Origin of the sequence: Novosphingobium sp. PY1, from assembly GCF_017312445.1 — a bacterium.
GTDB lineage: Bacteria > Pseudomonadota > Alphaproteobacteria > Sphingomonadales > Sphingomonadaceae > Novosphingobium.
Map to the genome: position 1 here is coordinate 45,901 of NZ_BLTI01000008.1, position 20,531 is coordinate 66,431.

Consider the following 20,531-nt stretch of genomic DNA (forward strand, 5'->3'; position numbering starts at 1 on the left):
GCACTGCCATCGCGAAGCCTTGCATCAGATGATAGGTCTGCGATGCCAGACAACCCGAACCGCAATCGGATGACCGCATGAAAAAGATCGCTGCCGCAATCGTCGGGCTCATCGTGGTCATGGCCTTCGGGTACTGGCTCTCGCAGGGACACCATGGTGCCGATGGCGACGAACTGGTCCTCCATGGCAATGTCGATATTCGCCAGGTCTCACTCGCGTTCGAAGGGAATGGCCGGGTCGAGCAGCTCAACGTCGACGAGGGCGATGCGGTCGAGGCCGGCACCGTGCTGGCCCGCCTCGATACGACGACGCTGTCGCTGCAGGCCGAACAGGCCCGGGCGCAAGTGTCGGCAAGCCAGCAGAACCTGCTGCGCATGCGCAACGGATCGCGGCCTGAAGAGATCCGTCAGGCTGGCGAACGCCTTGCTGCAGCGATGTCCGATGCGAAGCGCGCGGCCGACGATCTGGCGCGGATGGAAGCCATTTCCGACAGGACGGACGGTCGCGGCGTCAGTCGGCAGGAAATCGACAGCGCCCGCAATGCCGCGAAAGTCACCGCGGCTCGCGCGAGGGAGCAGAAGGAAGCACTGCGTCTGGCCGAGCAAGGCCCGCGAGCCGAAGACGTTGCCGCCGCGCAGGCACAGTTGAAGGGCACGCAGGCCCAGTTGGCCTTGCTCGAACATCAGATCTCGCAAGGCGAATTGCGCGCGCCGGAAAACGCAGTCGTGCGCACGCGACTGCTCGAAGTGGGCGACATGGCATCGCCGCAAAGGCCGATTTACGAGCTGGCGCTGACCAGTCCGAAATGGATCCGGGTCTATGTCGATGAGACAGACCTGGGCCGCATCAAGCCGGGGCAGGCAGCTCGGGTGACCAGCGACAGTTTCCCCGACCAGCCGGTCTCCGGCAAGGTCGGGTATATTTCGTCGGTCGCCGAATTCACGCCAAAGTCGGTCGAATCCGAGGAACTGCGTACGAGCCTCGTCTATGAAGTGCGGGTGCGGGTGGAAGATGCGCAGAACCGCCTGCGACTGGGCCAGCCGGTGACAGTGCGGATCGCGGCAGGTCCGGCGCGGTGAGCGAGACCGTCGCAACCGTCGTCAGCGAAGGTTTGCGCAAGACTTTCGCGGCGCCAGACGGAACTCCGTTCAATGCCATCGACGACGTTTCCCTCAAGGTTCGGCCCGGAACCCTGAGTGCCTTGGTCGGTCCGGACGGTGCCGGCAAGACGACGATGATGCGCATGATGGCCGGCTTGATCGCGCCGGACGCCGGAGGCCTTTCGGTTCTGGGCATCGATGTGCGGCGTGGCCCTCAGGAGGTGCAGAGCCGCATCAGCTACATGCCGCAGCGCTTCGGCCTTTATGAAGATCTGTCGGTTCAGGAGAACCTCGATCTCTACGCGGACCTTCACGGCGTTCCGCTGGACGAGCGCAAGGAGCGCTTCGCCAGGATGCTGGAAATGACCGACATGGCGCGTTTCACTGAGCGGCCGGCGGGCAATCTGTCGGGTGGGATGAAGCAGAAGCTGGGGCTCGCCTGCACGCTTGTGCGCGTGCCGGAATTGCTGCTGCTCGATGAGCCCAGCGTCGGCGTCGACCCGCTCTCGCGGCGCGACTTGTGGCAAATTCTCGAGCAATTGATCGGGGATGAGGGACTCAGTGTGATCGTCAGCACTGCCTACATGGATGAAGCCGAGCGGTGCGACGAGATCTTCGTCCTCAACAAGGGACGCCTGCTTGCGCAAGGAACTGCGGAGCACTTGCGTCGCAAGGCCGAGGGTCTGACCTATATCGCCACCCCGGCCGCGGGCATGCTAGCCCGCAACCTCCAGGCCCGCCTCATCGATGCCAGGGACCGGATCGTGGATGCTGTGCCGCGCGGCGGCGCCGTGCGCCTGATCCGCGACTCCGGTCATGAGCTTTCAACGATCTCGGAACTTCTCGAAGGCGCCCATGTCGAGCCGCGCCCCGCTGAACTGGAAGATGCCTTCATGTTCCTGCTGCGCCAGCACGAGACGCCCGGCGAAGCCCACAAGCCGCCACCGCTTACTGAAGCGACCTCGGATGCTGCGCAGGTTCCGCTTGGCCAGGACAAGGGTACCGAACGCGAAGTCATGATCCGCGTGCGCGATCTGGTGCGCAGGTTCGGCGACTTTACCGCTGTTGCCAATACCTCCTTCGATGTCGGCAAGGGGGAGATCTTCGGGCTCTTGGGCCCCAATGGTGCGGGCAAGACGACCACGTTCAGGATGCTGTGCGGATTGTTGCCGGCGACCAGCGGTCAACTCGATGTGGCAGGCGTGAACCTGCGAACCGCCCGCGCCGCTGCGCGGGTGCGCATCGGCTATGTTGCGCAAAAATTCTCGCTCTATTCGAACCTCAGCGTGCGCGAGAACCTGGAATTCTTCGGCGGGGCCTATGGTCTGCGCGGCAAGATGCTGCGCCGGCGGGTGCGTGAAACGCTCGAGCGTTTCAATCTCGATGCGTCTGCAACCTGCGGTCTTCTGCCGCTCGGTTACAAGCAGCGTCTGGCGATGGCCACCGGCCTGATTCATGACCCGGACATCCTCTTCCTGGACGAACCGACCAGCGGCATCGATCCGCTGGCCAGGCGCGCGTTCTGGCGCACGATCACGGCGCTTGCCGATGAAGGCGTAACGATCATCGTCACTACCCATTTCATGGAAGAGGCCGAATATTGCGACCGCATCGCGATCCAGGATGCCGGGCACCTGCTGGCTCTTGGTACGCCGCGCGAAGTTCGTGAGCAGGCCGGTAACGGCGAAGCCGACGACATGGACCGGGCCTTCATCGCGATTGTCGAGCAGGCGCGCGCACGCGCGTCGAGCGAACAGGCGGCGGCGTGATGCGTTCCGAGTTTTCCGTCCGCCTGACCGCATTGACCCGCAAGGAAATCCGCCAAATGCTGCGCGATCGCAGCAACCTGATGGTTGGACTTCTTCTGCCGGTCGCCCTTATCCTGCTGTTCGGATACGGGCTGTCGTTCGATGTGCGCGATGCGCCGGTCGCGCTCGTCCTCGATGACAACTCTGCCGCGGCGCGCGAAGCCGTGTCCGGAATCGAGGGCTCGCACTATCTCTCGCCGGTCTACGTCGACACGATGGCTCGGGCCGAAACCATGCTGCAGTCGGGTAAAGTCGACGCGATCGTGCGGGTCCCGATCGATTTCTCGAGGCGTCGGGCTGCGGGGGGCGCCAGCATTCAGCTTGTCCTGAATGGTATCGATTCAACGACGGCAACCTCGCTTGATGCCTACGTTTCGGCTTCCGTGTCGAACGCCATGCTGCGCCGCGTGGATCGCGAAGGGGCGGCCGGCCGGGGCGGATCGATCACCCTGATGCAGCGAACCTGGTTCAACGAAGCGGGGATCAGCACCTGGTATCTCGTTCCGGGGCTGATCGTGCTCGTGATGACGCTCGTCGGGGCGTTCCTGACGTCGCTGCTGATCGCCCGCGAATGGGAGCGCGGCACGCTGGAAGCGCTTTTCGTGACACCGGTCAGGCCGCTGGAGATCGTGCTGTCCAAGCTGCTGCCCTACATGGCCGTGGGGCTGATCGACCTGGCAACCTGCCTGCTGGCGGCCCGGTTCCTGTTTCAGGTGCCCATTCGCGGATCGCTGTTTGCGATCGTGCTGGCCTCGGCGCTCTATCTGGCCGTCTCGTTGCTGCTCGGCCTGTTTATCTCGGGCCGCACGCGCAACCAGTTTGCAGCGAGTCAGGTTGCCTTGCTGACCAGCTTCCTGCCCGCGCTCATGCTATCGGGCTTCATCTTCGACCTTCGCAACGTGCCTGTCGCGGTGCAGGTCATCGCCCAGCTGCTGCCAGCCACGCATTTCATGGGCATGGTCAAGTCGCTGTTCCTCGCCGGGACGGACTGGATGATGGTTGCGCGCAATTGCACGATCCTGGCTGCATACGCCCTCGTTCTTATTTTCGCGACGCGCAGGACCCTGCGCAAGACGCTGGACTGAGGCCATGCAATCCGTGATCGCCTATATCGCCCAGATCGCCTTTCTTTGCCGCAAGGAAGTGTTGGCGATCCTCAAGGACCCGGCCAACCGGATCATCCTGCTGGCCCCGGCGTTCTTCCAGACGATGCTCTTCGGATATGGGGCGACCTTCGACCTGACGAATGTATCCTATGCCTTGCTGGACCAGAGCAGGGGCGCGGCCGCCCGAGAGTTCGTGACCCGGCTTGACGGAACCGGCGTGTTCGAACGCGAAGCGACGCTTGCTTCGGCCGACCAGATCGCCTCGGTCATCGATCCGGGCAAGGTGCTACTGGCTATCACCATCCCGGCGGATTTCGACCAGAGACTGGCACGGGGCGAGGCGGCGACGATCCAGGTGATCCTCGATGGCCGCAATTCCTCAACAGCGGCGACGGCGGCGGGCTACCTCAATGCCATTGCGCAGCGTTTCAATGCAGCGCACGGGGCGGCTCCTGCGATCACGATTGAGCGGCGGGCGTGGTTCAATCCCAACCTCAATTCGCGGTGGCAGATCATGCCGGCAATGATCGCGACGCTCAGTATGCTGCAGACACTGCTGCTCGCGGCCCTGTCGGTTGCGCGCGAACGCGAGCAGGGGACGTTCGATCAATTGCTGGTCACGCCGCTTTCGCCGCTGCAGATTCTGGTCGGCAAGGCCCTGCCTTCGATCCTTGTCGGGATCGCGCAGTCGACGATCGTGCTGATGATCGTCCTGTTCTGGTTTCGGATACCGATGAGCGGTTCGCCCTGGCTTCTCTATCTCGGCCTGCTCAGCTTCACCGGTGCCGCGGTGGGCATCGGCATGTCGCTCTCGGCCTTGGCCCTGAACATGCAGCAGGCCATGCTCTACTCGTTCCTCGTCATCATGCCGCTGACCATGCTTTCCGGTCTGCTGACCCCGATCCGCAACATGCCGGAGGGCCTGCAGCTGGCCACATACGTCAATCCGCTGCGTTTCGGCGTGGATCTGGTTCGGCGCGTCTATCTCGAAGGCGCAGGGCTGGCCGATGTCGCTATGGATTTCATTCCCCTCGTGCTGGTGGCAAGCGTGACGCTGCCGCTGGCTGCCTGGCTGTTTCGCCACCGCCTCGCCTGATCTTCGGATGCCTGCCATGTCCCGAAAACCGAGTTTCCCCCGCCCGAGCCGGACAGTCGGCATCGCCATAGCGGTCGCAGCAGTGGGCGGCTGCACGGTCGGCCCGGATTATGTGAGCTCTGCCCCCGATGCACCGCAGGACTGGACGAGCTGGCGCAGCGCGGACCCGTCATTGGTCGCAGCGCCAGGCACCGATGCTGCAATGCCCGCGGATTGGTGGACCTCGTTCCATGATCCGGTGCTCGACGACCTGGTCACTCAGGCCCTTGCGGCCAGTCCCGATCTGGAGACCGCAGCCCTGCATTTTGCACAGGCGCGCATCCAGCGTTCGGTCACCTCTTCGGCCGGAATCCCGCAAGTCGGCGCAGGTGCGGACGTCAGCCGCCAGCGACAGAGCGAATATGGCGCGGGAACCCGACTGTTCGATGCCATCGGTTCCGACCGCGATGCCCTGGCCAAACTGCTCTCCCAGCCTTTCACGCTTTATCGCGGCGAGTTCGATGCCTCGTGGGAGATCGACCTGTGGGGCAAGGTGCGGCGGTCGATCGAAGCGGCGGATGCTACGATCGCACAGCAAGGCGCCTTGCTGGATCAGGCGCGCCTCAGCGTGGCGAGCGAAGTGGCCTCGACGTATTTCGAATTGCGCACCAGCCAGCGTGACATCGCCTTGCTGCGGGAGGACATTGCCTTGCTGCGCGATCGGATTTCGCTGGTAAAGGCCCGCGTCGATGGCGGTCTCGACAGCCACGGCGTTCTCGACCTCGAGGATGTGACGCTGCACGGCATGGAGGCGCGTCTCCCTGCAATGCTGGCGCAGGAGGCAGCGCACGCCAACGCAATCGCGCTGCTGCTCGGAAAGACGCCGGGTAGCCTCAACGACACGCTGGTTCCGCGCGGAGGCGAAACAGTCCAGCTACCGCCCGATCTTTCGCTTGGCCTGCCGTCGGAAATCGCCCTGCGGCGCCCCGATGTCCGGGCCGCCGAGGCCGGCATGCATGCGGCAACCGCACGCATCGGCGTGGCCGTGGCGGACCTTTATCCCAGCATCCGGCTTGGCGGTGGCTTCGGCCTTGAATCCTACCGCAGCCAGAACCTCTTCGATTGGGCCAGCCGCAACTGGTCCATCGGTCCCAGCCTGGATCTCCCTCTTTTCGATGGTGGACGGCGGCGCAGCGTCGTCAAGCTGCGCAAGCTGGAGCAGCGCGAGGCCGCCGTCGCGTTCCAGACTACCGTGCTCAAGTCCTGGCAGGAAATCGACAACGCCCTCAACCGCTCCATGGCGGCGCGCCAAGAGCATGAAAGCCTGGCGAAAAAGCTCGGGGCTACGCGGTCGTCCCTAGGCATCGCACAAGCGCGTTATGACAGCGGGGCGATCAACTACCTCGACCTGATCGACGCGAAACGGGCGCTGATCCAGGCCCGCCGGGAGCTGTCCGACAACGAGGGGCAACTGGCCGTCAGCTATGTCACCGTCAACAAGGCGATCGGCAATACTCCGGAGATTTCCCCAGGTGGGGATGTCGCCCATCGCTGATCGGGGCTTCGCAGCAGGACTTATCAACATCATTCCTTGCATCGCGATGCAGGAACGGGAAGGCGAGCGCTGTGCGCGCTATGCGTTAAGGCGTATTGAATAGTGCTTGCAACGCTGAATCACTTGTGATTCTATCGATTCCCATGAGGACCATGCGCCCGGAACCCAACATTGCGAAAGAGCGACTCGTGCAGGGCCTGTCCCTTGCGGTTCTTCTGCTCATGGGCGCATTCGTTATCGCCGGTCCGAGCGGGCTTATCGCCTGGGGCGAAAACCAGCGCTTGCTCGAACAGCGCCATGCCGATCTTGCCGCACTCAAGCTCGAGCGCGCGCGAATCCAGAATCGCGTCGAGCTGCTCGATCCCAAGCACGTGGATCCGGACCTTGCCGGCGAATTGCTGCGCGGCAACCTCAACGTCGCACGTTCCGACGAAATGGTGATGCTCATCCCCTGAGCGGCCATTGCCAGCTCACCGGCAGGCAATAATTTTTGTTCCGGAATTCGTATTTTCCCTTTCGGGCGCTTTCGCTTTGCCCGCCTCTTTCCTATACCGCCCGCAACTGATCACATCGACGATGGGGAGCCTCATTGCCCAAAGCCAAGACTGACGCCCAGCCCGGCGCAAATTCGAACGGGTCGCCGGCAGAGGACCAGGACTTTGTCCTGCGCAGCCTCCAGGAAGCCCATGCGGCCGATCGCCGCTACAAGGCGAGCAAGGAAGAACTTCTCAAGCTCTATGAGCAGATGTTGCTCATCCGCCGTTTCGAGGAGAAGGCCGGCCAGCTTTACGGCCTCGGCCTGATCGGCGGTTTCTGCCACCTCTACATCGGCCAGGAAGCTGTCGCTGTCGGCCTGCAGTCCGCGCTCGACGGCAACAAGGACTCGGTGATCACCGGCTATCGCGACCATGGCCACATGCTGGCCTACGGCATCGATCCGAAGGTCATCATGGCCGAACTGACCGGACGCCATTCGGGTATCTCGAAGGGCAAGGGCGGCTCGATGCACATGTTCAGTGTCGAGCATCGCTTCTACGGCGGCCACGGCATTGTCGGCGCACAGGTCTCGCTCGGTACCGGTCTCGCTTTCGCGCACAAGTACCGTGAAGACGGCGGCGTCGCGATGGCCTACTTCGGTGACGGCGCGGCGAACCAGGGCCAGGTCTACGAGAGCTTCAACATGGCGGCCCTGTGGAACCTCCCGATCATCTTCGTGATCGAGAACAACCAGTACGCGATGGGCACGGCCGTCGCCCGTTCGTCGGCAGAGACGCACTTCTACCGTCGCGGCACTGCATTCCGCATCCCCGGCATGCAGGTCGACGGCATGGACGTGCTCGAGGTCCGCAAGGCCGCCGAAGTCGCGCTCGAGCATGTGCGCGGCGGCAACGGCCCCGTGCTGATGGAACTCAACACCTACCGCTATCGCGGCCACTCGATGTCCGACCCGGCCAAGTATCGCAGCCGCGAGGAAGTCCAGGGCGTGCGCGACAAGCGTGACCCGATCGAGCATGCCAAGGCCGAGCTCATGGAAATGGGCCTGGACGAGGCCGAACTGAAGGCGATCGACAAGCGCGTTCGCGCCCAGGTCGCCGAATCCGCCGACTTTGCAGAGAATTCACCCGAGCCCGATATGTCCGAACTCTATACCGACGTCCTGGTGGAGCGTTACTGATGGCGATCGAACTGAAGATGCCCGCGCTCTCGCCGACGATGGAAGAGGGCAAGCTTGCCAAGTGGCTGGTCAAGGAGGGCGACGAAGTCTCCTCCGGCGATATCCTTGCCGAGATCGAAACCGACAAGGCGACGATGGAATTCGAAGCCGTCGATGAAGGCACGATCGGCAAGATCGTCGTTGCCGAAGGTACCGAGAACGTGAAGGTCGGCACCGTGATCGCCGTCCTAGCCGGTGAAGGCGAGGATGCCTCGGCCGTGGCCGAAAGCGTTTCGCAAGCTCCGGCTCCGGCGCCCGCTTCCTCCGAGCCTGCCAAGGCAGAAGAAGCCCCGGCCCCTGCGCGCAAGGATCCGGAAGTGCCGCATGGCACCAACATGAAGACCTCGACCGTTCGCGAGGCCCTGCGCGACGCGATGGCCGAGGAAATGCGCCGCGACGAACGCGTCTTCGTGATGGGCGAGGAAGTCGCCGAGTACCAGGGCGCCTACAAGGTGACCCAGGGCCTGCTCGAGGAATTCGGCCCCAAGCGCGTCATCGACACCCCGATCACCGAATACGGCTTTGCCGGTATCGGCACCGGTGCGGCGATGGGCGGCCTGCGTCCGATCGTCGAGTTCATGACCTTCAACTTCGCCATGCAGGCGATTGACCACATCATCAACTCGGCGGCCAAGACGAACTACATGTCCGGCGGCCAGATGCGCTGCCCGGTCGTGTTCCGCGGCCCGAACGGTGCTGCTTCGCGCGTGGGCGCACAGCACTCGCAGAACTACGGCCCGTGGTATGCCAACGTTCCGGGTCTGGTGGTCATCGCGCCTTATGACGCGTCGGACGCAAAGGGCCTGCTCAAGGCGGCGATCCGCAGCGAAGACCCGGTGGTCTTCCTTGAAAACGAACTGATCTACGGGCGTTCCTTCGAGCTGCCGGAACTCGACGACCATGTCCTGCCGATCGGCAAGGCGCGCATCATGCGCGAGGGCAAGGATGTCACCATCGTTTCGTACTCGATCGGCGTCGGCCTGGCGCTGGAAGCCGCCGAACAGCTGGCTGGCGAAGGCATCGATGCCGAAGTCATCGACCTGCGCACCCTGCGTCCGCTCGACAAGCAGACGATCCTGGAAAGCCTCGCAAAGACGAACCGTCTCGTCGTTGCCGAGGAAGGCTTCCCGGTCTGCTCGATCGCTTCGGAAGTCATTGCGATCTGCATGGAAGAAGGCTTCGACGATCTCGACGCGCCCGTCCTGCGCGTGTGCAACGAGGACGTGCCGCTGCCTTATGCGGCCAACCTTGAAAAGGCCGCACTGATCGACACGCCCCGCATCGTCGAGGCAGTCAAGAAGGTCTGCTACCAGGGCTGAGCCCGCAGGCTTTCAGGCCAGGAATGACAAGGGCCGCCGGTATCATCCCGGCGGCCCTTTTTCATGGCGTGGACGCTGCATCGATGCAGCCCGCTGTCAGAAGGGAAGGGTGGTCAGCTGTCCTTGAGCAGGAAAACCGGCCGTTTGTACGTGATCTGCAGCAGGTTGCCCGGGACGAAGGCCAGGTAATCCGGCGCATCGTAAGTGACACTGATCTGCATTTCGAGGGCATCGGCGATCCGGCTCGTCTGCGACGTTACGGTAATGCCCAGTCGGTCGGTATTGAGATTGTACCGCGAACCGACCCCGCGTGAGCGCATCCACGTTGAAATCAGGTCGGCCTGGCTGGCATGGCCTCGCTGATACTCGACCACAGCAAATCGCGCGCCATCCGAGGCGAGGTTGCGGATTGCGTTCCAGTTCTGGATCTGCATCCCGATCTGGAGGACGCCGATCAGCAGCGTGAAGAAGAGCGGCGCGAGCAGGGCGAACTCGACGAGAACACCGCCGCGTTCGTCCCGGTGGAAGCGCGCAAGGCGCCGCTGCGAGAAGAAGCCTCCCATCACTGCACCTGGATCGTGCGCTCGACACGATAGTTCAGGGCCTTGCCCACGCCGAAGCGGGTCCAGATCGGCGTGTAGGTATCGGTCACGTCGAGCAGGACATATTGATAGATCGGCTGATCGGTGTCGCAGGTGGATGCATCCGCAGTCAACTGGCTGGAGAGGTTGCAGCGAAACCGCTGCTGCAGGGTCACCTCGTTGTCGGCGAGACCGAGCGAGTCCTTGATGACGCTCTTCATTGTGTCCGAGGATGTGCCAGAACCGGCTGCGGCGGCCAGCACGATGCCTTCGGCCTCGCTCGCTGCGCTCTGCAATTCCTGCTGGCGCGAGACGATCCGGCCGACCTCGAAGGTACCGAGTGCCATCAGCACGATAACCGGTGCGACGATGGCGGTTTCAACCGCCATCACGCCTTTCAGGTCGCGGACCATGCGGCGCAGGCCATGACCGATCATGCCACGAGCCTCACAATGGGAGTGGAAGTGCCGAGCAGCGAGCTGTCGTCGTAGTCGCACAAGGTGCGCAGGTAGGCGCTGCCGCGAATGTCGAGCGTATAGGCCGAGATCTGGAAGCACAGCTTGCTGGTGGTGCCGGAGTCGCCGTTGATCTGGACGTCACCGTTGGGAAGGTAGAGCACGCCCTCGATGTTCAGATTGGTGTTGCCGTTGATCTGGTGCGAGGCAGGCTCGGTCTCATCGGTCTTGTCCTCCATGAACAGCATCTGCGAAAGGCGATCCGCATCGGCCGCATAAGGCGTGCTCTGGAAGTCGGCAGCTTGCATCGGCGTCAGCGTGATCGAGCCCGTCGCCCCTTCGCCGCCCAGCTTGATCTGCGCGCCTTTGCGCAGCACGAACAGAACATTCTTTCCCACGACCGTTGCGTTGGTGGACAGGTCCAGGGTGCCGCCATCGATGAAATAGATGCCCGAGTTGAAAGTCGTGGCGCACTTGGCGGTATAGCCGCCGACATATTTGCCGGGAAAAAGATTGGCGATCGCCTTGTTGCCATTGCCATCGCAGTACTTGGCCTTTGTCTGGTCCGCAGTGCTGGAATCCGGCTCCGGGATGGGAATGTCGGAATAGACGTCGGTGAGGCCAGAGGCATTTTCTGTGACCGTTCCTTGGAGGCTCTCGGGGACGTCCACTGTACCGCATGCTGCAATCGAGGTGGTCTCGACCGTCGCACTGCCGTCGATAGTGATGGCATCGTCGCTGCATGAAAGGGCGCCCAAGCCGCAATTGGCGATGACGTGTGCGTTACCGCCGATCTGGAATGTGGTGCCGTCCTGCTTGAGGGTGATCAGGCAGGCATGGAACTTGTTACCTTCCTTGAAGCGGGCCTGCGCGCGCGCCATCACGGTGGCCGACTGGTTGAGCAGCAAGCCGGTGAAAGGCAGCTTCTTCGTCGCCGTGGCCGTTACCAGAACGCTGTTCGCCGTGCCGCCATCGAAGTTCGCCAGGCTGATCGTCGGAGCGCTCGCGAAGGAGGCGGTGATCTTCTGATTGGCGTTGAATTCCTGCTTGGCGCGCGTTTCGTAATCGGCATCGTCGCTGTAGGCCAGCGCCCATGCGCCGCCGATTGCGGCCTGGTCGACCGAGTGTTGCAACTCGCGCTGCCACATGTACCATTGGGCTGTGTCGACGCCATAGCCCATGGCTCCGATGAGGGCGGGCATGCCGAGCGCCACCATCATCATGGCGTTGCCGCTCCTTGCGGAGAGCAGGCTTTTCATCAGGCAGCGGATCCGTCGGAACATCGGAAATATCCTCAAGGCGCCTCAATCGAATATTCACTATCTCGGGCAACGAGATTTGCATTGAATGAAACATTTTAGTTAACCCTTGTTAAATGGCGTTGCATTTGGGCGCACTTGCACAACCGGCCTCGCAGGTTAGAGAGGCGCTGTGTCACAAGATTCCCCCCCGCGACCGATGTCCGCAAACGCCATCGAAGAGAGCTTGCTTGCCAGTTTGCCGCTGAGCCAGAGACTGGCGCTGGCCTATGCCCCAGGCTCGGCGCGCCTGCCCACGCTGGCCCTGTTCGCGCTAGATACGCGTCTGGCCGGGCTGCTGCGCCATTCCAAGGAGCCGATGCTGGCGCAGCTGCGCCTTGCCTGGTGGCGCGAGAGCCTCGATCGCGATGCATCCGAATGGCCTGCGGGCGAACCCTTGCTGGCCGCGCTGCGCAGTTGGGACGGCCAGCACAAGGCGCTCTCGGCGCTCGTCGATGGCTGGGAAGCCTTGACCGGGCATGCGCCCTTGCCGCCCGAAGCCTTGGGTCAGATGGTAGAGGGGCGCGGGGCCGCATTCGCCGCGTTGGCCTCCGCGCTCGGCAGGCCGGGCGAGGCGCAGGCTTGCGCCACGATCGGCCGAAAATGGGCGATGGCCGACCTCGCCACGCGCCTGCGCGACAAGAGCGAGACTGAGGCCATGCGTGCCATGATCGCAGAGGACGCGACGCGCAGCCCGCGCGTTTCAAGACCCCTGCGGCCGCTACTCGTGCTGCACGGTCTTGCGCAAACTCGGCAGGCCAGGGGCGATGAGAAAGCCGCGCAGTCCCCCACGGCGCTGCTCAAGGCCATGCGGCTCGGTATTCTGGGCTTTTGACCTGCTGACCAGATTGTAATTTCAAAGGCGGAGACCATCGCACTAGGCATCGCGGGGTGATGCAGAGGCGTTCGTGAACAGACTGGTCCTGGGCGCGCTGGCTGCGCTACTGCTTGTCTCGCTCGGCCTGTTCTGGATGCAGGGCCGCGCCGAAGTGGAGGAGGGCGCCCCGCCGCCTGAGGAAGCTACGGCGCAGCCCGACGAATTTCCAAGCGCGGCGATAGAGGATCTGGTCGGCCCGGAACCGCCCGAAGCGACCGAACTCAGCCGCGAGCAACGGCGCTTTGCCCGTTATGACCATGACAGCGACGGACGCATCACCCGCAACGAAATGCTGTCGACCAGGACCGCGGGATTCCGCAGGCTCGACAAGGACGGCAACAATCTGCTCACGTTTGAGGAATGGGCCGTCACGACCGTCGACAAGTTCGACCATGCCGACGTCAACGGCAACGACTGGCTGACGCCGGAGGAGTTCCGCCGCACGGCGCCGCCGCGCCGGTCCGGTCCCAAACCGCGTTGTTCGTGCTGAAGCGCTTCAGGCCGCCGGGGCCAGCGTTTGCAACCAGGCGCCGATGTCTTCCTTGGCCCGCTCGGTATAGGCTTCCTTGCGCTGCTTCTTCTTGACCTCGTGAAGCGGCGGAAACAGGCCGAAGTTCACATTCATCGGCTGATAGCTTTCCGCCTCGGCGTCGCCGGTAATGTGCGAGAGCAGGGCGCCCATCGCCGTCGTCGGCGGCGGTCCCTGCCACTCGAGCCCACCCAGTTCGGCAGCGGTCATCAGGCCGGCCATCAGACCGACCGCGGCGCTTTCGACATAGCCCTCGCATCCGGTGATCTGCCCGGCAAAGCGAACGTGCGGCGCGCTCTTGAGCCGCAGCTGCCGGTCGAGCAGGACCGGCGAGTTGAGGAAGGTGTTGCGGTGCAGGCCGCCCAGGCGAGCGAATTCGGCCTTTTCGAGCCCGGGAATGGTGCGGAACAGGCGGACCTGCTCGGCATGCTTGAGCTTGGTCTGGAAGCCCACCATGTTCCACAGCGTACCCAGCTTGTTGTCCTGGCGGAGTTGGACGACGGCATAGGCCCAGCGCCCGTTGGGATGTTCCTCGGTCGCCCAGTGCGGGTTGTCGAGCCCCACCGGCTTCATCGGCCCGAAGCGCAGGGTGTCGACACCGCGTTCGGCCATGACCTCGATCGGCATGCAACCGTCGAAGTAGGGGGTGTTGGCTTCCCACTCCTTGAACGCGGTCTTTTCGCCGTCGAGCAGGGCCTGGTGGAAGGCCAGATACTGGTCCTTGTCCATTGGACAGTTGATGTAGTCCTTGGCTTCCCCGCCGAACTTGGAGGGTTTGTCCCAGCGCGAGGCCTTCCAGCAGATGTCCATGTCGATGGTGTCGTGGTAGACGATCGGAGCGATGGCATCGAAGAAGGCGAGGCTATCCGAGCCGGTCGCCTTGCCGATGCTGCCGGCCAGCGCTTCGGCCGTAAGCGGCCCGGTGGCAACGATGGTCAGGCCGCTATCGGGCAGGGTGTCGATGCGCTCGCGCACGATGTCGAGCGTCGGCAGCGACTGGAGGCGGGCTTCGACTTCGGCGGAGAATACCTCGCGGTCGACTGCCAGCGCCGAACCTGCGGGCACTTGCGCCTTGGCAGCCGCGGCCATGATCACCGAATCGCAGCGGCGCATCTCGTGATGGAGCAGGCCAACCGCGTTCTTCTCGTCGTCGTCCGAACGGAAGGAATTGGAGCAGACCATCTCGGCCAGGCCGTCGGTCTGGTGCGCCGGGCTGCGCTCTCCCGTGCCGCGCATTTCTGACAGGCGCACGCGAAGGCCGCGCCGCGCGAGTTGCCAGGCCGCCTCGCTGCCTGCGAGGCCGCCGCCGATAATGTGAACGTCGTATTCGGGTTGTGCTGTCATGGGCCAAGGCCCCTAGCCGCTCTTTGCGCGCAGCGAAAGGGAATGCAAGTTGGGCGTGCCGGGACGAGGGGGATTGCATGGCAGGCCAAAACCGTGACAAGCGCAGTCGACGAATTCGGCCCCGGACAGGAAGACCCAGCGAATGCCAAGGCGCGCACTCATCGAAAGAAGGCCCTGGCTGCTGGGCAGCGTGCTTGCCGCGCTGGCTTTCATCTGGCTGGAAAACAGCCGGCTTCCGGGCCTTTACCTGCTTGGCCTGAAAGCCGCGCCTCTGCTATTTCTCGCGGTCTACGCCGTCCTGCGCCATCGCGGCAACGACACCCGAATGCTGGCGGGAATGCTGGTATGCGAAGGGGTCGGAACGGCCCTTTACGACTATCTCCCTTACGCCTCGATCGTCCTGATCATCATCGGCTTCGGCCTGGGGATCGGGCTTTTTACCTCGCATCGCCGTGCGCAGTTGACCGGGTCGCAGAAAGCCGCCGTCACCGCGATCCTGCTGATCACGCCGGTGATCGGTTTTCTCCTGGCATCGCCCGAAATGCGCATTACCGCGCTCGTCTTCATGGTTGCCGTTGGCGGCATGGCCGCAAGCGCCTGGGCGAGCACCTTTCCGCGCTACCGGGTGGGGGCAGGGGCTGTGGTCATCATGGCCGCGAACCTGCTTGCCATCGCAGCGGAGGGCCTCATGCAGCGTGAGCTGTGGATGGCGCATTTCGCCTGGCCGCTGTTCTACTTCGGCAACCTGATGCTTTCCACCGGCGTGACCGTGGAACTGCGCTCACGCCGATAAAGGTCAGTCGAGCCCCGGCAGGATGACGCATCCCGAAGTATCGCGCCGGACCGGGCCGTGCGCGGTAACGGCGCTGAGCGGCAATGGTGCGTAAAGGTGCGGGAACAGCGCGCCTCCGCGCGAGACTTCCCACTTGAGCGCGTTGGCGACCGCCGCAAGGTCGACGCAGGCGATATGCAGGTCCTCTTGTCCGGCGAAGTGTTTGTCCAGCGTTCCCTGGACTTGTCCCGCGGCGGACAAATGCACGAAGCCATCGGCAAGATCGACCGGCGCCCCTGCAAAACTGCCGTTTTCGAGCAGCTGTGCCATCTCGGCCCCGGTCAGGATCTTGTAGGCCAATGTCTCGGTGGACATCGGCCTTTCGTCCGTCATTCTCCGGCTTCCGGAGCCTCGGGGGCTTCCGGTGCCTCCGGCGCCGCGCCGTCTGCCACGTCAACTGCCTCGCCGAGGACTTCGTCTTCTTCGCTGGCCTCGTCGAGGCGCACGGCACTGACGACGTGCTCGTTGGCCGAGACATTGAACAACCTGACACCGGCGGAATTGCGGCCGATGACACGCATGGTTTCCAGCGGCAGGCGGATCAGCTTGGCCTGATCGGTCACCAGCATGAGCTGCTCGGCCTGGCTGGCCGGGAAGCTCGCCACGACCGGCCCGTTGCGGGCGATATTGTCGATATTGGTGATGCCCTGGCCGCCGCGTCCCGTGCGGCGATATTCGTAGGCCGAGGACATCTTGCCGTAGCCGTTGGCGCAGACAGTCAGGATGAACTGCTCGCGTTCCTGCAATTCGGCGAAGCGCTCTGCCGAGAGATCCGGTTCGCCTTCCTTCTCGCCCTTCCACGGAGCGTACCTGAGGTATTCCTCGCGCTCTTCGGATTCGGTGCCGACGCGGTGGAGGATCGACAGCGAAATGACGCGGTCGTCTCCCTTGAGCGTCATGCCGCGCACGCCGGTGGATGTGCGGCTCGTGAATTCGCGGACCTGGTCGCCGGCGAAGCGGATCGCCTTGCCCTGGCGAGTGGCGAGCAGGACATCGTCGGTCGCCTCGAGGAGGGCCACGCCGATCAGGTGATCGTCGGCATCCTCGTCGAACTTCATCGCGAACTTGCCGTTGGTCGGAATATTCGAGAAGGAGTCCATCGAATTGCGGCGGACATTGCCCTTCGAGGTGGCGAAGACGACGGAGAGCTTGCCCCAATCGGCCTCGTCCTCGGGCAGGGCAAGGACGGTCTGGATCGTCTCGTCCTTGTCGAGTGCCGGAAGCAGGTTGACGATCGGACGACCGCGCGTGGTCGGACCACCCTCCGGAAGTTTCCAGACCTTCAGGCGGTAGACCTTGCCCGCGGTCGAGAAGAACAGGACCGGGTTGTGGGTCGAGGTGACGAACATGGTCGTCACCGCGTCCTCGTCCTTGGTCGCCATGCCGGCGCGGCCCTTGCCGCCACGGTTCTGGGCGCGGAACGTTGAGAGCGGCGTGCGCTTGATGTACCCGTCCATGGTGACAGTCACCACCATGTCCTCGCGCTCGATCAGATCTTCGTCCTCGATCCCGTCGAAGGCAGCGGTGATCTCGGAGACGCGCGGGGTCGCATAGGCATCGCGTACTGCCTGAAGTTCCTCTCGCATCACGTTGTAAAGTTTGACTCTATCGGCGAGGATCGAGAGATATTCCTCGATCGCAATGGCAAGCTCCTTGAGTTCGTCGCCGATTTCGTCGCGGCCCAGCGCAGTCAGGCGGTGCAGGCGAAGTTCAAGTATCGCCTTAACTTGCGTCTCGGACAGGCGATAGGACCCGCCATCCTCTTCAGCGCTCGGTTCGATCGCCTCGACGAGCCGAATGTAAGGCGCGATATCGCCGATCGGCCATTCCTTGGCCAGCAGCTTCGCGCGGGCATCGGCCGGGTTCGACGAACCGCGGATCATTGCGACGACTTCGTCGAGGTTCGAAACCGCGACGACGAGGCCGAGCAAGATGTGCGCGCGGTCGCGGGCCTTGTTCAGTTCGTACTTGGTGCGGCGGGTGATGACCTGCTCGCGGAACTGGATGAAGGCCTGCAGAATATCTCGCAGCGAGAGGATTTCCGGGCGTCCGCCACGGATCGCCAGCATGTTGGCGGCAAAGTTCGACTGGGCAGGAGTGTTGCGCCAGATCTGGTTGAGCACGACTTCGGGCGAGGCGTCGCGCTTGAGATCGACGACGACGCGCATGCCTTCGCGGCTCGATTCGTCGCGAATGTCGGAAACGCCCTCGATCCGCTTGTCCTTGGCGGCCTCGGCGATTTTCTCGACGAGGTTGGACTTGCCGACCTGGTAGGGAATCGAGGTCAGCACGATCGAGCGACGGTCGCCGCGGGCTTCCTCGATCTGGTGGCGGCAGCGCATCATGATCGAGCCGCGACCGGTCATCGCGGCGTTGCGCGCGCCGCCTTGGCCGAGGATCAGCGGAGCGGTCGGGAAATCCGGCCCCGGAATGATCTGGAACAGTTCTTCCGAGGTGATGCCCGGATTGTCCATCATCGCGAAGCAGCCGTCGATCACTTCGCCCAGATTGTGCGGAGGGATATTCGTGGCCATGCCGACCGCGATGCCGCCGGCGCCGTTGACCAGCAGGTTCGGATAGCGTGCGGGCAGGACCTGAGGCTCGTTCTCCGCCCCGTCGTAGTTGGGCTGGAAGTCGACCGTATCCTTGTCGATGTCCGCCAGCAGCGCGTCGGCCACCTTGGCAAGGCGCGCCTCGGTATAACGCATCGATGCCGGCGGATCGGGGTCCATCGAGCCGAAGTTGCCCTGGCCGTCGATCAACGGCAGGCGCATCGACCAGTCCTGCGTCATGCGCGCCAGCGCGTCGTAGATCGCGGCGTCGCCATGGGGGTGATACTTACCCATGGTGTCACCGACGATACGCGCCGACTTGCGGTAGGCCTTGCCGGAAACGAACCCGTTTTCGTGGCTGGTCCACAGGATGCGACGATGCACCGGCTTGAGGCCGTCCCGCACGTCGGGAAGCGCGCGGCTCACGATCACGCTCATCGCGTAATCGAGGTAGCTCGTCTTCATCTCATCGACGATGTCGATGCGGGTGTACTCGCCCTCGGGGCCGGTATGTTCTAGAGTGTCGATGTCGTCGCTCACGCGCTGTGTCGTTCGTTGCTTCGATGAGAAAGGTGATGTTCGGCACTAGGACATGCGCCAGGCGAATGCCACTGAATCAGCCCATGCGAAGGCGCTGAGTGCATCTTTTTCCACACTTATGGGTTGAAACACCGAAAGGACGCGTCGGGCGAATGACGGGGCCTGTCTGAACGCTTGCGGTGAGTCGCATTCAAACAGCGTTAAGCGGCGGGCCTCTAGTTCGAGAGCGAGGTTGCCAAAGGCGCATTTCCCCGTCAGTACCTGCGCCGTGCATTTTCGAGACCCCGCTTGAGGGTGAGGGTCACTGTGTCTGATGACTTGAGAGGAGTTGGCCTTTATGGCTCGCAAGTTCCTGATTTCCCGAGTTGCCCTTGCCATGGCGCTCGCCGGTGGCATGGCTGTCGCCGCTGCCCCGACCACGGTTGCCGCAAAAGAAAAGAAGGCAGCCAAGGCTTCGTTCTCGAAGGAATATGCAGCCGTTGCGGCCGAAATCGACAAGACCGTCACCGAAGCCCAGAACGATCCGGCGGTGAAGGCCGCTGCGGACAAGGCGCGTGCCGCCAAGACCGACGCCGAAATGGCCGCCGCCCGTGCCGAGGTGGACGCCGCGATGGGTGGCATCCTGGCCAAGCTCAAGACCGCCGATGCAGCCGCGACCGAGCCGCTCGACAAGCTCAAGCAGGGTGAACTCACCCGCAACGTCGGCATCCTCATGAACGATGTCGCCATGCAGCACCGCGGCCTCGTAATGATGGCCGAAAGCGGCGGAATGAGCCCGGAAACCGCCGGTCAGGTGCAGTATCTTGCAGGTGTCACTGCCTACCAGGACAAGCAGTACACCGAAGCGGCGCGCTGGCTTCAGGCAGCTTACGATGGCGGTTACCGCGATCCGCAGGGCATGCTCCAGGCCGTTCTCGCCGATTCGTACAAGCGTTCCAACAATCCGCAGGCGGCCCTGGCCATCGTGCACAAGGAACTGGAAGCTTCCAAGGCGAGCGGCGCCAAGCCGAACGAGACTTCGATCCGCACCGCACTGCAGGCCGCATACGACGCCAAGCAGCTCGCGGCTTCGGCTGACTACGCCGCGATGCTGGGCCAGTACTACCCGAATCCGGAAAGCTGGAATGCAGCAATTTCGGTGGTTCGCCAGCTCGCTTCACTGCCGAGCAAGGAAAACCTCGACCTCATGCGCCTTATGTACGTAACCGGCGCCATGAAGGACAAGCGCGACTACCTCGAGTATATCGAGAACGTCGATCCGCGCGCCTATCCGGGTGAAGCGCTCAAGATCATGAATGACGGCATTTCGAAGGGCAAGATCAGCAATGCCGATCTCGCGGGCGAAAAGGCCAATACCGAAACGCGCGTTTCGGCAGACAAGGCCTCGCTGGCCGCGCAGGAGCGTGACGCGATGAAGCCGGGCGCAACCGGTGCGACAGTGGCCGGCACCGGCGACGTGTTTCTCAGTTATGACCAGCCGGCCAAGGCCGAAACCTTCTACACGATGGCGATGGGCAAGCCGGGCGTGGATGCCAATGCCGTTGCGATGCATCTCGGCATGGCGCAGGCGATGCAGGGCAAATACGCCGAGGCGCAGGCCAACTTCGCCAAGGTGAGCGGTTCGCGTGCGCCCGTCGCCAAGCTGTGGTCGGCCTATGCCGCGAGCAAGTCGACGCCGGCAGCCGCTCCTGCTGCCGCGGCCGCACCGCAGTCCTGATCTGGTCCGGGCTGCTTCAGGGCGGGTCCGCGATCCAGAAGAAAAGGGCGCCGGATCGGATCGATCCGGCGCCCTTTTTCTTTTGTCCTGTCCGCCTCCTGTCCCCGAGTGGACAACGAATGTCCACCC

The 20,531-nt window shown here is 63.4% G+C and carries 18 protein-coding genes; 12 read left to right on the forward strand and 6 right to left on the reverse strand.

Going from position 1 to position 20,531, the window contains the following annotated elements; all coding sequences use genetic code 11:
- Nucleotides 1–77: 77 nt before the first annotated feature.
- The 8 genes from J3474_RS11625 (at nt 78) to J3474_RS11660 (ending at nt 9,677) form a co-directional block, all read left to right on the forward strand.
- Nucleotides 78–1,079 carry an HlyD family efflux transporter periplasmic adaptor subunit gene (locus J3474_RS11625; protein ID WP_207094334.1) on the forward strand — a complete coding sequence of 334 codons (1,002 nt, stop codon included), beginning with the start codon at nt 78–80 and terminating at the stop codon, nt 1,077–1,079.
- On the forward strand, nt 1,076–2,869 hold the full coding sequence (locus tag J3474_RS11630; protein ID WP_207094335.1) for an ATP-binding cassette domain-containing protein: 1,794 nt from the start codon (nt 1,076–1,078) through the stop codon (nt 2,867–2,869). Before J3474_RS11625 ends, J3474_RS11630 begins: the two co-directional genes overlap by 4 nt.
- Nucleotides 2,869–3,993: an ABC transporter permease gene (locus J3474_RS11635; protein WP_013833684.1), complete on the forward strand. Its 1,125-nt coding sequence runs from the start codon at nt 2,869–2,871 to the stop codon at nt 3,991–3,993. Before J3474_RS11630 ends, J3474_RS11635 begins: the two co-directional genes overlap by 1 nt.
- A gap of 4 nt (nt 3,994–3,997) precedes the next feature.
- Complete coding sequence (locus tag J3474_RS11640) at nt 3,998–5,110, forward strand: ABC transporter permease (protein WP_013833683.1); 1,113 nt, start codon at nt 3,998–4,000, stop codon at nt 5,108–5,110.
- Nucleotides 5,111–5,126: 16 nt separating this feature from the next.
- Nucleotides 5,127–6,644: an efflux transporter outer membrane subunit gene (locus J3474_RS11645; protein WP_207094336.1), complete on the forward strand. Its 1,518-nt coding sequence runs from the start codon at nt 5,127–5,129 to the stop codon at nt 6,642–6,644.
- A gap of 143 nt (nt 6,645–6,787) precedes the next feature.
- A complete protein-coding gene (locus J3474_RS11650) occupies nt 6,788–7,099 on the forward strand; it encodes a septum formation initiator family protein (protein WP_041559009.1) in 312 nt (103 codons plus the stop codon).
- 134 nt (nt 7,100–7,233) lie between these two features.
- On the forward strand, nt 7,234–8,319 hold the full coding sequence (gene pdhA, locus J3474_RS11655) for a pyruvate dehydrogenase (acetyl-transferring) E1 component subunit alpha (RefSeq protein WP_013833680.1): 1,086 nt from the start codon (nt 7,234–7,236) through the stop codon (nt 8,317–8,319).
- Nucleotides 8,319–9,677 carry a pyruvate dehydrogenase complex E1 component subunit beta gene (locus J3474_RS11660; protein WP_013833679.1) on the forward strand — a complete coding sequence of 453 codons (1,359 nt, stop codon included), beginning with the start codon at nt 8,319–8,321 and terminating at the stop codon, nt 9,675–9,677. The genes pdhA and J3474_RS11660 overlap by 1 nt, the downstream gene beginning before the upstream one ends.
- 113 nt (nt 9,678–9,790) lie before the next feature.
- Here the strand turns inward: J3474_RS11660 and J3474_RS11665 are convergent, their stop codons facing one another.
- The 3 genes from J3474_RS11665 to J3474_RS11675 are packed head-to-tail and all read right to left on the reverse strand — an operon-like array spanning nt 9,791 to nt 11,996.
- Entirely contained in the window at nt 9,791–10,240 is a 450-nt protein-coding gene (locus tag J3474_RS11665) for a TadE/TadG family type IV pilus assembly protein (RefSeq protein WP_207094337.1), read from the reverse strand.
- Complete coding sequence (locus J3474_RS11670) at nt 10,240–10,695, reverse strand: TadE/TadG family type IV pilus assembly protein (RefSeq protein WP_207094338.1); 456 nt, start codon at nt 10,693–10,695, stop codon at nt 10,240–10,242. Before J3474_RS11670 ends, J3474_RS11665 begins: the two co-directional genes overlap by 1 nt.
- The gene (locus J3474_RS11675; RefSeq protein ID WP_007015208.1) at nt 10,692–11,996 is read right to left on the reverse strand and encodes a TadE/TadG family type IV pilus assembly protein; all 1,305 of its coding nucleotides are present in this window, start codon (nt 11,994–11,996) and stop codon (nt 10,692–10,694) included. The genes J3474_RS11670 and J3474_RS11675 overlap by 4 nt, the downstream gene beginning before the upstream one ends.
- 175 nt (nt 11,997–12,171) lie before the next feature.
- On the opposite strand from J3474_RS11675, the gene J3474_RS11680 reads away from it, so the two are divergent.
- Together J3474_RS11680 and J3474_RS11685 are read left to right on the forward strand one after the other, a co-directional pair.
- Nucleotides 12,172–12,846 (forward strand): hypothetical protein, encoded by a 675-nt coding sequence (locus J3474_RS11680; RefSeq protein ID WP_207094339.1) that lies wholly within the window; start codon nt 12,172–12,174, stop codon nt 12,844–12,846.
- 73 nt (nt 12,847–12,919) lie between these two features.
- On the forward strand, nt 12,920–13,378 hold the full coding sequence (locus J3474_RS11685) for an EF-hand domain-containing protein (RefSeq protein ID WP_007015210.1): 459 nt from the start codon (nt 12,920–12,922) through the stop codon (nt 13,376–13,378).
- A 6-nt stretch (nt 13,379–13,384) separates the two neighbouring features.
- Here the strand turns inward: J3474_RS11685 and trmFO are convergent, their stop codons facing one another.
- Entirely contained in the window at nt 13,385–14,761 is a 1,377-nt protein-coding gene (trmFO, locus tag J3474_RS11690) for a methylenetetrahydrofolate--tRNA-(uracil(54)-C(5))-methyltransferase (FADH(2)-oxidizing) TrmFO (protein ID WP_207094340.1), read from the reverse strand.
- A 142-nt stretch (nt 14,762–14,903) separates the two neighbouring features.
- On the opposite strand from trmFO, the gene J3474_RS11695 reads away from it, so the two are divergent.
- Nucleotides 14,904–15,554: a lysoplasmalogenase family protein gene (locus J3474_RS11695; protein ID WP_207094341.1), complete on the forward strand. Its 651-nt coding sequence runs from the start codon at nt 14,904–14,906 to the stop codon at nt 15,552–15,554.
- Nucleotides 15,555–15,557: 3 nt separating this feature from the next.
- On the opposite strand, the gene J3474_RS11700 is transcribed toward J3474_RS11695, so the two are convergent.
- Together J3474_RS11700 and gyrA are read right to left on the reverse strand one after the other, a co-directional pair.
- Complete coding sequence (locus J3474_RS11700) at nt 15,558–15,926, reverse strand: DUF952 domain-containing protein (protein ID WP_207094342.1); 369 nt, start codon at nt 15,924–15,926, stop codon at nt 15,558–15,560.
- Nucleotides 15,923–18,685 (reverse strand): DNA gyrase subunit A, encoded by a 2,763-nt coding sequence (gyrA, locus tag J3474_RS11705; protein ID WP_013833671.1) that lies wholly within the window; start codon nt 18,683–18,685, stop codon nt 15,923–15,925. The genes J3474_RS11700 and gyrA overlap by 4 nt, the downstream gene beginning before the upstream one ends.
- A 337-nt stretch (nt 18,686–19,022) precedes the next feature.
- Here gyrA and J3474_RS11710 point away from each other — a divergent pair, with 337 nt between their 5' ends.
- On the forward strand, nt 19,023–20,402 hold the full coding sequence (locus J3474_RS11710; protein WP_207094343.1) for a hypothetical protein: 1,380 nt from the start codon (nt 19,023–19,025) through the stop codon (nt 20,400–20,402).
- The last annotated feature ends 129 nt before the right edge of the window (nt 20,403–20,531 follow it).

Bases quoted from the DNA above. Each gene is read 5' to 3' on its own strand.
- J3474_RS11645 (WP_207094336.1), top strand. From the start codon at position 5,127: ATGTCCCGAAAACCGAGTTTCCCCCGCCCGAGCCGGACAGTCGGCATC.
- J3474_RS11710 (WP_207094343.1), top strand. From the start codon at position 19,023: ATGGCTCGCAAGTTCCTGATTTCCCGAGTTGCCCTTGCCATGGCGCTC.
- J3474_RS11635 (WP_013833684.1), top strand. From the start codon at position 2,869: ATGCGTTCCGAGTTTTCCGTCCGCCTGACCGCATTGACCCGCAAGGAA.
- J3474_RS11695 (WP_207094341.1), top strand. From the start codon at position 14,904: ATGCCAAGGCGCGCACTCATCGAAAGAAGGCCCTGGCTGCTGGGCAGC.
- J3474_RS11675 (WP_007015208.1), bottom strand. From the start codon at position 11,996: ATGTTCCGACGGATCCGCTGCCTGATGAAAAGCCTGCTCTCCGCAAGG.
- J3474_RS11660 (WP_013833679.1), top strand. From the start codon at position 8,319: ATGGCGATCGAACTGAAGATGCCCGCGCTCTCGCCGACGATGGAAGAG.
- J3474_RS11700 (WP_207094342.1), bottom strand. From the start codon at position 15,926: ATGACGGACGAAAGGCCGATGTCCACCGAGACATTGGCCTACAAGATC.
- J3474_RS11640 (WP_013833683.1), top strand. From the start codon at position 3,998: ATGCAATCCGTGATCGCCTATATCGCCCAGATCGCCTTTCTTTGCCGC.
- J3474_RS11650 (WP_041559009.1), top strand. From the start codon at position 6,788: ATGAGGACCATGCGCCCGGAACCCAACATTGCGAAAGAGCGACTCGTG.
- J3474_RS11665 (WP_207094337.1), bottom strand. From the start codon at position 10,240: ATGGGAGGCTTCTTCTCGCAGCGGCGCCTTGCGCGCTTCCACCGGGAC.
- J3474_RS11680 (WP_207094339.1), top strand. From the start codon at position 12,172: ATGTCCGCAAACGCCATCGAAGAGAGCTTGCTTGCCAGTTTGCCGCTG.
- J3474_RS11670 (WP_207094338.1), bottom strand. From the start codon at position 10,695: ATGATCGGTCATGGCCTGCGCCGCATGGTCCGCGACCTGAAAGGCGTG.
- J3474_RS11625 (WP_207094334.1), top strand. From the start codon at position 78: ATGAAAAAGATCGCTGCCGCAATCGTCGGGCTCATCGTGGTCATGGCC.
- trmFO (WP_207094340.1), bottom strand. From the start codon at position 14,761: ATGACAGCACAACCCGAATACGACGTTCACATTATCGGCGGCGGCCTC.